The sequence below is a fragment of the Streptomyces sp. NBC_01788 genome, from assembly GCF_035917575.1.
GTDB lineage: Bacteria > Actinomycetota > Actinomycetes > Streptomycetales > Streptomycetaceae > Streptomyces.
On record NZ_CP109090.1, the window covers coordinates 3,050,347 to 3,063,728 of the forward strand.

The following is a 13,382-nucleotide window of genomic DNA, read 5'->3' on the forward strand; positions in this document are numbered from 1 at the left end:
CCTGCCGGCTGACCGGTGACGGCACGACCAGCAGACACGCGAGGGGGATCGTGGCGCGGCGTGATGTGCGGGATCACTACGACGGGCTCGCAGCCGAGTACGACGAACATTGGGTCTACGGCCCGGAGTACATCCCCTGGATGTCCGGCCGGATCGCGGAGGCGCTGACGCTCGGCCCCGACGACCGGATCGCCGACATCGGCTCCGGCACGGGCCTGTTCGCCCGCGAAGTCGCCCGGCAGATACAGCCGCGCCACCCCATTCTGTGCGTCGACCCCTCTGACGCCATGCTCCGGGGGCTCGGTACTCCGCCCCCGCCCTTGCTGACGCCGGTCGTCGCCTCCGCGGAGGACATCGCCGAAGGACGGACCCGGCTGCCGTACGAGCAGCTCGACGCGATGTGGCTGAAGGAGTCGGTGCACCATGTGACCGACCAGGAGCGCACACTGCGAGGCCTTGCCGACCTGCTGGCCCCCGGCGGCCGACTGCTGGCGGTCATGCTTCCGGCCACCATCCAGTACCCACTGTTCAAGGCCGCCCTCGCCCGCTTCGAGGAACTGCAGCCGGACCCGGCCGTCATCCAGGGGCATCTGCGCACGGCGGGACTGGACGCCCGGCTCGACCACGTCGAGCACGAACTGCGAATCGACCGGGACAGGTACCTCGGCATGGTCCGTGCCCGCTACATGTCCCTGCTCTCCACTTTCAGCGACAGTGAGATCGAGAAGGGCATCGCGGAGATGCGAGCCGCTCACCCGGAGCCCGAGCTGGTCTTCCCCGACCGGTTCGCGTTCATCCTCGGACGACAGCCAAAGGAGCGCGCGTGAGCACCGTCGTCGACGAACGACTGCGACGTCTGCGCGGGGAGCTAGACGATCACGCGCGGATCGCCGACCGTCTCGGCCTCGATCTGGAGCGCCCGTTACGGTCGCTCAACGACGGCTACCCCGAGAACGCGGTAGCGCTCGTCGGGAAGCTGACCGAGAAGCTTCTCAAGGAACTGTGGCGGCACCACGGCGTCGAGGGCGATCCCGCGACGAAGGCGCTGAACGACCTGGTGAAGCGTTGCCGCCCGTACATCCGGAGCAGCACGGTTCTCGACGCGCTCGACGACATCCGCCGCCTGCGCAACCGCTCCACCCACGACGGCTACGAGATCAGCGACGAGGACGGACTGCTCGCGGTCCGCAGGCTGGTCGACGTCCTGGTCTGGTTCACCGACACGGGCAGCGCCGCCCTGCTCGGCGGCGAACCCGACGTGGCCCCCGAGGTGGCACGCCGCTGCGAGTTCCTGGCCGGGCTCCACATCACCCTCGGCTACCGTCAAGCCAAGCGATTCGTCCTCAGCCCGGACACCGTCTATCTGCTGTTCTGCCGGGAGTCCGGTATGAAGCTCGAATACGTCGAGCTGATGCTCTCCCGGGACGCCGACGACCTGGGCACCGTCCTCGCCTCCCGTGGGGGCGAGTTGCTCCGCACCCGGTTACCCAAACTCACCCGGTTCGTCGTCGTGGACAACGACGGAGGCGCGGCCCCCGGAGCTCTGCACCAATTGCTGGGCACGGACTTCCGGATCGTGCGGTACGACGGGTTCGTCGACACCCTCGTCAATCTCGACGCCCATCTCGCCGGGCTCGCGGCAGCCACCACTGCCGAGATCGCCGAGGGCACCGTCCAGGAACCGCGGGTCACCGTCGCCGCCACGGCCCTGAGCACCGACCCGCGCACCGGCGCACCGAAGGTGACGGAGTCCGGCGACGCGGCCGACCTCCTGGCCCGCCTGGCACGCGGAAGCGCCAACGTACTCGTCACCGGCCGACCGGGCAGCGGCAAGAGCACCCTCCTGCGCGCCCTGGCCACCGACCCGGAGCTCCGCCGATTCCGCTTCTATTTCGACCTCGCCCTCAAACCGAAGGACGAGCCCTTCTCCGAGTACGCGGCCCGCCTGCTCGCCCCGGCCATGGCCGCCTCGGACCGCTCCCGCGCGTACGACCTCTTCCTCTACCTGATCCGCTCCGGGACCGCGCTGTGCGTCCTCGACGCCGTGGACGAGGGTGTCGAGGAACCGAGCGCCGCGGGATTCCTGCGCCTGTTCACCGACCTCGCGGCCGTCCTGTCCGCCGAGTCGGCGGTCGTCATGAGCTCCCGGGTCTCCTTCCTCGCGGACTCGCCCCAAGTGCGGCAGCTGCTCGACAACGGCGCCGGACGCTCCGAACAACTGGTCGAGCAGATGTACGCGAACGGCATCGACCCGTCACGCGTCCCCCACTTCCACGTGGTACGCCTGACCGAACCCGCCGCGACCCCACTGGAGAGGCGTCTGACCGCGCGGCTCGGTCTCTCCCCGGGGCAGCCGCTCGCGCACATCCTCGGCACCCACATCACGCGGACGCTGGCCGAGAGCGGGCGGCCCGAGCTGGAGGAGCGCCTTCCCCTCGCACTCGGCCAACCATTCCTCACCGACCGAGCCGTCTTCTCCCTGCTCGACCTGCACCGCGCTCTGGGACCGGACGCCTTCAAGGACGGACGCCTCGACCTGACGGCCTGCGTCCTCGCTCCACTGCTGCGCCCGGCGGGTCCCGACCACGTCGCCTTCGTGCACACCGCATACCAGGAGTTGCTGGCCGCTCGCCATCTCTCCGACCCGGCCCATCTGGACGCGGCGGCGGACATCCCGGGCGGCGCCTTTCTGACAGAACAGGTGCGCGCCTTCATGGCGGACCAGTCCGCGGGCGCCACCGACACACGGGACGACTGCGTACTGCCCGCCGGGGCGTATCTGGTCGGTCCGGCCGAACGGCTGCTGATTCGTCGCATCGAGCGCCCCGTACGTTTCGACCGTCATGCCGTGACGGTCGCACGCTACCGACGCTTCCTCAACGCCCTTGATGCGGACGGTACATCGCGTTGGGACCACCCCGACCAGCCGGCGCATGTCAGCCACCACCCGTGGACCGACCGGCTGCGCCATCGCGACTTCTACGAGAACCCGTGCTACGGCAACCACCCGGCAATCTGCGTCAACTGGTGGAGCGCCTACGCCTTCGCCGCGTTCGAAGGCAAACGCCTGCCGACGTCCCTCGAATGGGAGGCCGCGGCACGCGGCACCGACGGGCGGCTCTTCCCCTGGGGAGACACTCCGGACACCAGCCTCGTCAACTGCGCCGACACCTGGGTCGGCCACCCCGTCGTGACCTACCAGGCGTGGTACCGGGACTTCGTCGGCGACGCCATTCGCCGCGCCGGAGCCACACCTTCTGACGAACGCCCCGGCAACCGGTCCCCGTTCGGCGTGCTGGACATGGTGGGCAACTGCTGGGAGTGGACCTCCACCAGCCTGGACGACCCCGCCGAGGCCGTCATCTGCGGCGGAAGCTACGACAACCCGATGCGCGCGGTGCAAACCAGCACCAAGGGCGTCTACCGCAAACGCGGCGGGAGCAACGCGGTCGGCTTCCGCTGCGTGCAGGACATCGATGCGGAGCACGCACCGGACATGGCGCAGGGGGCCGGGACGACCGGCGAGGAAGGAACGACGGCATGAGCGGCGGCGGACCACGCCACGGCACCATCGTCGACCGCCGGCCGAGCGGCGGCGGAACGACCGGCACGGTGGGCTCCTACATCGTCCGGGACGACGAGGAGGAGCGGTACTACAGCTTCGACTACCGGCAGATCGTGACCGAGGGGTTCCGCACCATCCGGACCGGTGAACGAGTCCGCTTCCACATCAGCGCCCACAGCCCGGACCGGGCCGAGTTCGTCATCCGCCTCGACCAGCCGGACCCGGCGGCGTACTACCAGTGACGGGCAACCACGTGCCATCGCTCGACGACGTCATGGGCGCTCGTCAGGAACTGACCGTCGTCCTGCCCGCCCGACTGCGCCGCGCCCCCGGCTGGCCGGAGGGCCCGTTCCCGTTCGAGCTCGGCAGCCGTCGCACGGACGCGACGACCCGGTCTACGTACTTCACGCCCGCCTCCGCGCGTACCCTCTACGGCACCCCGGGACAGCCGCGGCGCTGGCACCTGCCGCTCGACGTCAAGCAGGACGGACTCCACCTGCTCGGCATGGAACTGCTCCGCGCGGCCACCGCTCGCGACCCAGAACACGCCCTCGTCGTCCTGCACTTCACCGTGGAGCGACCGCTCCTCCCGGTGCTGCGGTCCCTCGCCGGCCGCCGCCCCTCAACGGATGGCGACCCGGTGCCCGGCCTCACCGGATCGTTCGACCCGGCCACACTCCTCGCCGGAATCGCCGACGTCCGTGACTCCGCCACACCCTTCGCCATAGCCCGCCCGTACACGATCGCCTTCCTGACCCCGACAGCCCGGCACACCCCCTCCCTCCGTAACGGCCAGGAAGGCCACCTGCCCGCCACGGCGGACAGCTGGCTGTGGCAACTGGCCTCACGCTCCAACTCAGCGGACTTCCCCCTGGCTCCGGAGACCGCCGCCGAGGAACTCAAGGGTGCCGTGCGGATCTCCGCGGACTGGAGCGCCCTTGTGCTGCGGCAGGGCGCCGCCTTCCTCGGCCACCGGCCCGACACGGGAGAGGGCGACTTCTTCGAGTTCGGCGCGCTGCACTCCCGCACCGTCTACCTCGACGCCCTGCTGCTGGGTTCCCTCCAGCGCGACCACATCGACGAACTCACCGACGAACTCTCTGACGTGTTCACCTCGCCCCGGCGCCTGGCCCGCCGCGTCGCCACCCTGGAGCGCAGCATCGCGCTCTTCCGCAGCGGCCACTGGCGCCAGCACCTCACGGCCCACGGCCCCGCCAACGAGCTGCTCCTCGCCTTCCAGTACCAGCACCGCCTCCCGGCCCGCTTCTCCGAGATCCTCGCCGAGGCCGCCGACTACAGCCGACTCGTCCAGACCCAGGAAAGCCAGCAGATCAGCGGCGCCCTGGGCGTCCTCACCATCCTGGGCCTGCCCCTCGGCACGGCGCTGGGCATCCTCCAGGTCCTGGACGACCACTCCCTGTCCCACCTTCTCGTCGGCCTCGGGGCGTCGGTGGCGGCGACGGCGGCGGCTCTGACCACGCGGTACGGGCGGTTGGTGCTGTCTTCGTTGCGGGGCGGGGAGAACGGGCGGTAGGACCCGGAGCTTGCGCCTGCCTCATACGGGATGACCGTCCGCGCTCACGCTCAGGGCCCGGACATCCGCAGGCTGGGCATCTGCGGGTGCCGCAGGTACTGCCCCTCCTGGTTCACGCTCAGAGTGAAGGCACCCGGCTCCGGTCGGCCGGCCTCGTCGTAGGCGTCGATGACCTTCTCGACACACTCCCAAAGCCTTGTCGGTCCGCCCTCACGCACACCGTGGTCAAGGCGTTGGTCGCATCCCAGACCGGCCGTGTGCACGCGGCTCTGGGCGACGCACGCCAAGCGGAGACTCACCTCGGTGCCGCCGACGTCCTCCTGAGCGAGGGACTCGGTGAGGACATCCCCAGGTGGGTCGACTACTTCGACGCTGCCGAACATGCGGGGGCCCGCGCGGTCTCCGCCCGGGACCTAGCCGGCCTCGGACCGGGCGGGCAGTCTTCGAGCATGCAGTTCAAGGCTGCCCTCCGGATGAGGAGGCCCGGATTCGAACGAGTACGAGTCATGGATCGCGTCGGACCGGGGGCCGCGCTGTTCGCCGAGGGCGAGCCCGAGCAGGGCGCCAAAGCGGCGCAGCAAGCGCTCGACGACGCCGTCCGCGTCGACTCCACCCTCGTCGCTTCCCGGCTGAACACCTTGCTGGAGGCCGCCCGCCCCTACAGGACGGCCACGGCCGACGAGGTGCGCGCGAGGGCCGAGGAGCTCACGGCCTCCCGCTCAACCACCATCGCGGCCTGAGACCATCGACAGCATGGCCAAGCATCGTCGCCCGGGACCACCGAACCAACGATCCCGTGCGGTCCCGCAGATCCACCCCGACGCCCCGCTCGCCTCGTACACCAGGCGACGCCGCCCGCCGATAGACGTCCGCCGTCGCCATCGGCCGGTCCACGGCGGCGCCGGCCACCTGCGACCGGATGAGCCGCGCGTCCTGGAGGAATGGGACGGGTTCGCGTACCAGGTGGTGGGCACAGCACCTGACCTGGCGGGGGCGAAAGAGTGGGTGAACCTGGGGCCGGGAGCGCCGTAACCCGCGCGCGATGCCGGACCGCCCCGACAAGGCCACAAGGACCTGATCCTTTTCATGGAGCTCGCCGGCAGAATGGAAGCGTGACCGACGCAGTCCCATCCTCCGCCGCTGTCTCCGCCCGTATGAGCAGACAAGGCTCGCGTGACACCGCTCCGGAGGTCGCGGTCCGGCGGCTCCTGCACGCCGCGGGCCTGCGGTACCGCGTGAACGTACCGGTGCCGGGGATGCCCCGCCGCACCATCGACATCGCCTTCGGAAAACGCAAGATCGCGATCTTCTTGGACGGTTGCTTCTGGCATGGCTGTCCTGAGCACGCCACACACCCCAAGGCGAACTCGGAATGGTGGCGAACGAAGCTCGACCGCAATATGAGTCGAGACATCGAAACCACTGGGCACCTCACGGAAGCGGGCTGGACTGTGTTGCGCTTCTGGGAGCACGAAGATCCGCTGAAGATCGCCCTGCAAATACAAGAGCTCATTGCGCACAAGCAAGCAGGGCACGTTGATCGGCGGCGGAAGAGCACAGACCCATGAGGTCACTCCGGTTCGTCGATGTGTGCGCCGGCGCGGGCGGCCTGGCACTGGGGCTGGAGCAGGCGGGCTTCGAACCGACCTTGCTCCTGGACAACAAAGCGGTGGCATGCGAAACACTCCGCCTGAACCGTCCGAAGTGGAACGTCCTGGAAACCGACCTACGGGATTTCGACCCGATCGAGCACCCGGAAAGCTACGACGTCGACCTGCTGTCGGCAGGCCTTCCCCGGGTCCGGTCCGCCGCGACGTACAAGCGGGCGGACAGCGGCAAGGAACGCGAGCTGCTTCGGGCAACGGTGTACCTGGTCCACGCCGTGCAACCACGCGCTCTGGTGATCGAGAATGTCCCCGGGTTGGTCGACCACCCGGATTTCGAGGACGTACGGGGCTTCATCCGCAGTGAATTGGAACACCTCGGGTACCGGTTCTGCTGGTTCGTGCTCAACGCAGCCGATTTCGGTGTGCCTCAGGACCGCAAGCAGGGTGTCCTGGTGGCTCTGAAGAGCCGCTGCTTCGACGCCTTCCGTCCGCCGGTGCCGACCGCCCACGAGCACATGACAGTGGGCCAGGCTCTCCGGGACTCCATGGCGTCACGCGGCTGGACCGGGGCGGACGTTTGGGCGGCCCAGGCGACCGTCGTCGCGCCGACCCTCGTCGGCGGTTCCGACAACCGGGGCGGGGCAGATCTGGGACCGACGGGCACGAAGAAGGCATGGGCCCGGATGGGGGTCAACGCCGGGTCGCTCGGCGACGACACCCCCGGCCCCGACTTCGTGTGGGAGCCATCGCTGGGACCGGCCGGCATGGTCAAGATCACTAACATGCAGGCGGCCATGCTCCAAGCCTTCCCCGCCGAGTGGCGGTTCGCCGGCGGCAAGACTCTCCGTTACCGCCAGATCGGCCACGCCTCCCCTCCGCCGGTGGGCGAGGCGCTCGGCCGGGCCATCGCCCGCGCAATCCGCTCCTGAGCGACAAACCCCCAGGTCAGAGCAGAAGTCGCGCTTCTCGCGCGACCGCATGATACAGGCGGCGCACACCAGCCGTCGCCGGCTACACTTCCACCTCATGACCCGAGCACCTCATCCGGACGCACACCAGGATCAGCCCGTCATCGTCGATCTTTTCGCGGGACCGGGCGGCCTGGACATCGCGGCCGAGGTGCTTGAAGTACCCACTATCGGCGTCGAATGGGAAGCATCGACCCGAGCAACCCGGAAAGCCGCCGGTCTACGTACCACCAAGGTCCGCGACGTGGCGGAACTGAATCCACTCGACCCCGAGGTTCGCTCAGCCCGCGTCCTCACCGGGGGCCCGCCTTGCCAGACCTACTCCGTGGCAGGCAACCGTGAGGGGCACAACGCCCTCGAAGAGGTGCAGGAGCTGGCCTGGCTCGTGGGAGAGAGCCCGAACGTCGAGAAATTGGACAAGGCCTGGGCGGAGGTCAAGCGGAGAGCCGTCGCCCTGTCCTGGGCCGACGAGCGCACCGGACTCGTCCTTCAACCCCTGCGCTGGATCGTCGAGAAAATACTCAAGGCACCCGCACCCTACGAGGCGGTCGTTCTGGAGCAGGTTCCCACCGTGCTTCCCGTGTGGGAGGAATACGTCAAGATTCTCCGTCTGCGCGGATACGACGCGGATTGCCGCATCCTGCACACCGAGGAATATGGGGTGCCGCAAACACGCCGCCGCGCGGTGCTGATTGCCCGTTACCGGGGTGAATCCGGCGGCCAGGGCATCGAGTTCCCACCCCTGACACACCAGCGCTATCGCAAGGGAGCGAAACGCCTCCCCACAACGAAGGAAGGCGCGACGCCAACGATCGACCGCCGGCAGAACCCGCTCTTCGAGACCCCTGCCGCCACCAACCCATTGCCCTGGGCCTCCATGGGCGACACGCTCAAGGACTCACGTTCCACGGACTTCGTCGTCCTCTCCAACTACGGAGAAGGGGGGAATCCCAAGAAGCGGGGGCGTCGCACCTCCCATACGCCGGCCGCCACCGTCACCGGCAAGGTGCGCCGCAACAGGGTGTACGACCTCAAGGGCTTCGATGCGGACGGTGAACCTGAACTGGGTGCGGAACAAGATCGCTTCACGTTCCGCGAGGCCGGCCTTCTGCAGACCTTTCCGGCTGACTACCCCTGGCAGGGCACCGATGTCGCGCAGCAAATCGGTAACGCGATCCCGCCGCTCCTGGCCGTACACATTCTGTGCACGGCACTGGAGTTGGACGATCAGCGCAAGCAGCAAGCCATCGAAGCGCTGAATTCTTGGCGGCCTCCCCGCGTGTAGGACGCACAATCGGGGCCCGGATCAGTCCTCCTCTGCTCCCTCCTCACCCTCTTCCTTCCCGCGCACGGGCGCGTCCGCGAACAACTCCGCGAAGTGATCCGTCAGGTGCTCCACCGAATCTTCAGGGGCGCGCTCCTCGGCAGGTCCGATGGGAAGAGGGCGGTGGTGCACGGAAAGCCCCTCTTCCCCCTCGTCGATCCATCTCTGCACAGCCCCGCTGTCCCGCTCCACGTCCAGCGCCATCACGTCGTACATCAGGGTTGCGGCTGCTGTGTTGACGGCCTTGGCCAGGGCGTTCGCCTCACGGCCCGTCCGCACGACCTCCCGCTCCAACAGGCGGACCACCGCCTGTGCCGTGGGCCGGTGGTCAATGACGTCCAACCTCAATGCCGTGTTCAGCATGTCCTGGTTACCGCAGGCGATGACGACCGGTTCGTAGTCGGGCCCGTTTCGGAACAACTCGGCCGACCACCAGAGGCGGGCGAAAGCCTGCTTGTGGTACGGACCCTTGAAGTACTTCGCGTTGACGGTCTTCTTCGATTCGGACAGATGCCGCCAGACCACGAAGTCGGGAGCGACGCCGAGGGCCAAGTAGTTCCACAACGCAGGGTCCGCGGCCTCCGCACGCGTCAGACGAAGAATCGCGTGCAGGCGCGGAGCGAGCCAGGCATCGGCCTGCGTCGGTCTCTCGTCCCGGTACGTGTACATCGCGTCATCGATCAGGTCCCGTATCGCACGCAGCCTCCGCCGAGGACTCTCCGGCATCGGCTCGGCGGCCTGGTTGAGGGCAATCACGGGGACGTTGTCCTTCCCCGACAGCAATCCGTCCGAGACGAATCGCGCCGCGTTCTCGTCCGCGAGCCGAGCCAAGTACTCGGGCAGGTGATCAGGCCTCTCCGTCATGCCTCGTCCTCACGCTTGAGCTTGTCCAGGCCTCGTACGGTCTCCGAGAGCGCTCTGGGCACCTCGGCCCTTCGCATCGCCGCGTACTGGATACGCGGCTGCAGTTCGGTCCAGCCAGTCGCGCCCACACGCCGGCGGTGCACCTCACGCAAGGCGTCCTCAAGAGTCCGGTCGGGCACAACGTCGGGAAGCATCTCCCTGAGCACTTCACCCTGCCATCCGTGCGGGAACAGCGGCGTGCCGTCGTCCTCGATCTCCAGGTCGCCGATGGCCGAGTGGAACACGGCGATCCAAACGTCGGCGGCCATCTGGGACACCAACAGTTCGTTGACCAGCCCCTCGGGCCCACGTCCCTCGGCACCGAGGACGTCCGTCATGCCCTCGAAGTCGGTGTTGATGTGCACGGTGGGCAGCGCCCCCGACGCGTTCACGATCCACGGAGCCTCGGTAAAGCTCCGCAGCCATTGTGGACCCTTGGCAAACCCGACTTCCTTGATGTCGAAGCTCTGCTCCCGTGTCGGAGTGTCGCCCCTTACATCGACGATCCAGTCGTCAGCTGCTTCCGCGATGATCCGTCCGGGCACCCCGTCGACCGTGGCGACCACCTGGACGGTCAGTGTGGCGCGGTCGAAGAGGTCGGCGCGCAGCACCTGCAGTTCACCGCGCCATTCACGACCACCTTCCGCTTCGGGGACGAGCCTCGATGTGACACGGGTGTTGGTTGCCTTGTCCGTCAGCACCGCCACCACCACGACATCGGACCACGGGCCGTCCGGCTCTGTGGCCTTCGAAGGAATCGTCGCCGAGACGGTCAGCGTGGCGGTCTCCCAGCCCTCTGTCTCCGCCAAGCCAAGTGCTACAGCACGCTCGACCACGGAGCGCGCACGAGAGTCGAGCTGCTCACGGGGCTGCTCGGGCGCCTTGACCCTCACCGCGTCCACCCGCAGGGAGACAGTGCCGCGGAGGCGCGGGTAGGCAAACACTTTCATGACCGGGCCTCCCCTTCACCAGCGCGCAGTTCGACGACGAGACCGCTCAGACTCGTTCTCACAGCATGTGTCGTGGGATCGGTCACGCCGCGGAATGTCGCGGAGCGCGCTCTGTCGGAAAAGCGCAGAGCGCCGTCCACCACCTGGCAGTTGTCCACACCAACAAGCTCGGCCCACGCGATGGTGGGACGCGGACCGGAGCGCACGTCGAACTTGGCCACCGGAACGAGCTGCCAGGTGTCGCCGCCGGTAGGAATCCTGATCTCACCGATCACCTGCCAGGCCCCGCCGTCGAGAACCTGAGCGTCCAACTCCTCCAATACCGGCAGCGTCGCCGCCGACAGCCGACGCTTCTTCGTCCCCGCGCCGACGGCCAGCTTCTGGGCAAGACGCCCTCCCCCCGCCTTGGACCTCCTCTTGGGACGGGCCACCAGCACCTTGATCGCCGCGTTGGTTTCGCGGGTGAGGGAGGCAATCCGCCGGTACGCCGAGCGCGAATAGGACAGCGTCAGCTCTTCAGTCTGCCCCCACTTGTTGTGCTCCGGGGGTTCGGCTGCGCGCAGAAATGCCTCCGCCTCGGCGGCGAAGGGGGCCTCAGGTCCCGCTGCCGTACCGGTGAGCAGAACAGCCTGGAATGGGTTGACGGACAACGGCAAGCCGGGGACAGCGGCGTCCCGCACTGTCATACGGTTCCCACGCATCGCCGTGACGCGATTTGGCTTGCCGTCGGCATCCTCGGCATCCGTCACCAGAAGCACCGCGCGATGCTCGCCCAGAGAGGCTCGGTCACCGTCGCGAGCGGGCAGGCCGAGGGGTACGGTGGTCGCGACAACCTGTCCGGATTCCGTGAGCTGCTCCACGGTCGTACCGTCGAGAAACGCCTTCAGAGCACGCGTACGCGAAGGTTGGGTCACTGTGGGGTCCACGCGCTTCTCCTGGAGGACCTCTTCACCGTTTCGCATGGTGCGCACCGAGACCTCCAGGAGCGGCAGTTGGCCGCCGCCACCTGTCATCGCGGCCCAGAAATTCTTGCCCAGTGCTCGCACGAGCCTGTGGTGCATCCGCTGGATGCTGTCGTCGTCCTCGCCCTCGTCGCCACCGGGTGCGGCACTGGCGTCCGCGAGGCTCGCCACGTCGTGGGCTCCGACGATCAGGAACGACGTCCCGGGCTCGCCGCTCTTACGCTTGAGGTGAAGGGATTCCACGGTCTTCTCGTCCGCCCACCAGGAACGCACCACGGAAGCTCCCGGCGAGTTCGGGTCAGGCCGCCCGAGCCACGCCGGCCCTGCCCATGATTTGCCGTGCACCTGACGCCATGGCAGGTCGAGGCGCCCTATGAGGCGGCGCTCGGTGCGCCCCTCGTGCGGTTCAGACAGCGTGGAGTTCATGAGTACGAGGCCGAGTCGACTGGTGGCCCACAGCGTGGCCTTGCCGAGGCCATACGAACCACCCGCCGAGCTACCGGACTTGTGACTGTCCAGCTGGCGTCTCACCACCGCCGCGAAGCGGCCGTCCTCGTAGTCGTCGCCCGTCAGACCTGCGGCGTTGTAGTCGTCCACCCGCAACAGCACAAGCCGGTCGTGCTCATACATGTCTCGCAGCCCCGCGTCGATGACCCTGCCGACCTTCTGCTCCTGGGCAGCAGCAGCCTCGTAGTGCGGGAAGAGGTCGTCCCACTGGATGGCCTCTCGGAATCTCGCAAGCATCTCACCGGTGAGCTCATGCAAGGTGTAGCGCACGCGCACAGGTTGACCGTTGGCGGCCAGGCGTTCGTCGAGACTGTTCTGACAGGTCTCGCGAGCCAGCACCTCGACGTCTGCGTCGAAGGCGAAGGCCGCAGCATTGCCCAACTCCCGGCCACCGTCGGCGTGTCCGGGACGGTGGTACCAACCGACGGGGAGGCCGGCCTGGGTGTCGGTGGTGCGGGTGTGCACCGTGGCCAGATCGGTGTTCAAGGCCATGGCGATACGTTCGATCGTCTCGGGCCGAGGGGCGGCCCGCCCGGTGATCCACGCCGAGACCGCAGCACGCGTCACCTCCACGGCCTGGGCCAGCTCGGTTTGCGTCATGTCGGCGAGCTTCAACTGCCTCGCCAACCATGGACCGAAGTCCTCGGCTGCTTCCATGGTCACCTGCTCTCAGGTCTTGCTCCACTTGCGTCGGACGGCAAGCCCACGATACCTACGCCTTTGACAACACACCTCATGTCAAACGACCTTTGACATGAGCCTCGACCGCGAAGACATCGCCTCGCGACACGATTCCCGCACATTGTCCCATTTCATGCATCGAAGCGACCCCCCTGGACCTGGGCGCACGGTCGCCCCCAAGTCGCCTTGCAGAAACGGGACATGGCCAAGTACAGTCGACGCAGCGGCCCCACCCGCCTCGGAAGAAACCATTCTCCGACGCCCTGGTAGAAGCGTGCCGTCTTCTTCTCGTCGAGTCGCCCGATGGCACACATACACAACGGCGTGCGGCCATTTTTTTCCGCATTCCGTATTCTGTTACCCGACCCCTTCAGGCGCATT

The 13,382-nt window shown here is 67.9% G+C and carries 13 protein-coding genes; 9 read left to right on the forward strand and 4 right to left on the reverse strand.

Translation table 11 applies throughout. The features are described 5' to 3' along the window. The first annotated feature begins 50 nt into the window (after nt 1–50). Genes OIE49_RS13970 through OIE49_RS13985 form a run of 4 tightly spaced genes read left to right on the forward strand, consistent with a single transcriptional unit; the run spans nt 51 to nt 5,099 of the window. Nucleotides 51–827, forward strand: coding sequence for a class I SAM-dependent methyltransferase (locus tag OIE49_RS13970; RefSeq protein WP_326802602.1), 777 nt, complete (start codon nt 51–53; stop codon nt 825–827). Beyond that, the gene (locus tag OIE49_RS13975; RefSeq protein WP_326802603.1) at nt 824–3,544 is read left to right on the forward strand and encodes an SUMF1/EgtB/PvdO family nonheme iron enzyme; all 2,721 of its coding nucleotides are present in this window, start codon (nt 824–826) and stop codon (nt 3,542–3,544) included. Before OIE49_RS13970 ends, OIE49_RS13975 begins: the two co-directional genes overlap by 4 nt. Next, entirely contained in the window at nt 3,541–3,807 is a 267-nt protein-coding gene (locus tag OIE49_RS13980; RefSeq protein WP_326802604.1) for a hypothetical protein, read from the forward strand. The genes OIE49_RS13975 and OIE49_RS13980 overlap by 4 nt, the downstream gene beginning before the upstream one ends. 11 nt (nt 3,808–3,818) lie before the next feature. Then, on the forward strand, nt 3,819–5,099 hold the full coding sequence (locus OIE49_RS13985) for a hypothetical protein (RefSeq protein WP_326802605.1): 1,281 nt from the start codon (nt 3,819–3,821) through the stop codon (nt 5,097–5,099). A gap of 50 nt (nt 5,100–5,149) precedes the next feature. On the opposite strand, the gene OIE49_RS13990 is transcribed toward OIE49_RS13985, so the two are convergent. Further along, entirely contained in the window at nt 5,150–5,482 is a 333-nt protein-coding gene (locus tag OIE49_RS13990; RefSeq protein ID WP_326802606.1) for a hypothetical protein, read from the reverse strand. A gap of 123 nt (nt 5,483–5,605) precedes the next feature. Between OIE49_RS13990 and OIE49_RS13995 the strand changes: the two genes are divergently transcribed. From OIE49_RS13995 to OIE49_RS14015, 5 genes are all read left to right on the forward strand, one after another. Next, nucleotides 5,606–5,839: a hypothetical protein gene (locus OIE49_RS13995; protein ID WP_326802607.1), complete on the forward strand. Its 234-nt coding sequence runs from the start codon at nt 5,606–5,608 to the stop codon at nt 5,837–5,839. 13 nt (nt 5,840–5,852) lie between these two features. Next, on the forward strand, nt 5,853–6,131 hold the full coding sequence (locus OIE49_RS14000) for a DUF6087 family protein (RefSeq protein ID WP_326802608.1): 279 nt from the start codon (nt 5,853–5,855) through the stop codon (nt 6,129–6,131). Nucleotides 6,132–6,253: 122 nt separating this feature from the next. Then, nucleotides 6,254–6,667, forward strand: a complete 414-nt coding sequence (locus OIE49_RS14005; protein WP_398142515.1) for a very short patch repair endonuclease — start codon at nt 6,254–6,256, stop codon at nt 6,665–6,667. After that, nucleotides 6,664–7,635, forward strand: a complete 972-nt coding sequence (locus OIE49_RS14010; RefSeq protein ID WP_326802610.1) for a DNA cytosine methyltransferase — start codon at nt 6,664–6,666, stop codon at nt 7,633–7,635. The genes OIE49_RS14005 and OIE49_RS14010 overlap by 4 nt, the downstream gene beginning before the upstream one ends. A gap of 97 nt (nt 7,636–7,732) precedes the next feature. Beyond that, on the forward strand, nt 7,733–8,959 hold the full coding sequence (locus OIE49_RS14015; RefSeq protein WP_326802611.1) for a DNA cytosine methyltransferase: 1,227 nt from the start codon (nt 7,733–7,735) through the stop codon (nt 8,957–8,959). Nucleotides 8,960–8,980: 21 nt separating this feature from the next. On the opposite strand, the gene OIE49_RS14020 is transcribed toward OIE49_RS14015, so the two are convergent. Genes OIE49_RS14020 through OIE49_RS14030 form a run of 3 tightly spaced genes read right to left on the reverse strand, consistent with a single transcriptional unit; the run spans nt 8,981 to nt 12,977 of the window. Continuing rightward, nucleotides 8,981–9,862 carry a DUF6339 family protein gene (locus tag OIE49_RS14020; RefSeq protein ID WP_326802612.1) on the reverse strand — a complete coding sequence of 294 codons (882 nt, stop codon included), beginning with the start codon at nt 9,860–9,862 and terminating at the stop codon, nt 8,981–8,983. Next, the gene (locus tag OIE49_RS14025; protein WP_326802613.1) at nt 9,859–10,851 is read right to left on the reverse strand and encodes a hypothetical protein; all 993 of its coding nucleotides are present in this window, start codon (nt 10,849–10,851) and stop codon (nt 9,859–9,861) included. The genes OIE49_RS14020 and OIE49_RS14025 overlap by 4 nt, the downstream gene beginning before the upstream one ends. Next, nucleotides 10,848–12,977, reverse strand: coding sequence for a helix-turn-helix transcriptional regulator (locus tag OIE49_RS14030; protein ID WP_326802614.1), 2,130 nt, complete (start codon nt 12,975–12,977; stop codon nt 10,848–10,850). The genes OIE49_RS14025 and OIE49_RS14030 overlap by 4 nt, the downstream gene beginning before the upstream one ends. Between the last annotated feature and the right edge of the window lie 405 nt (nt 12,978–13,382).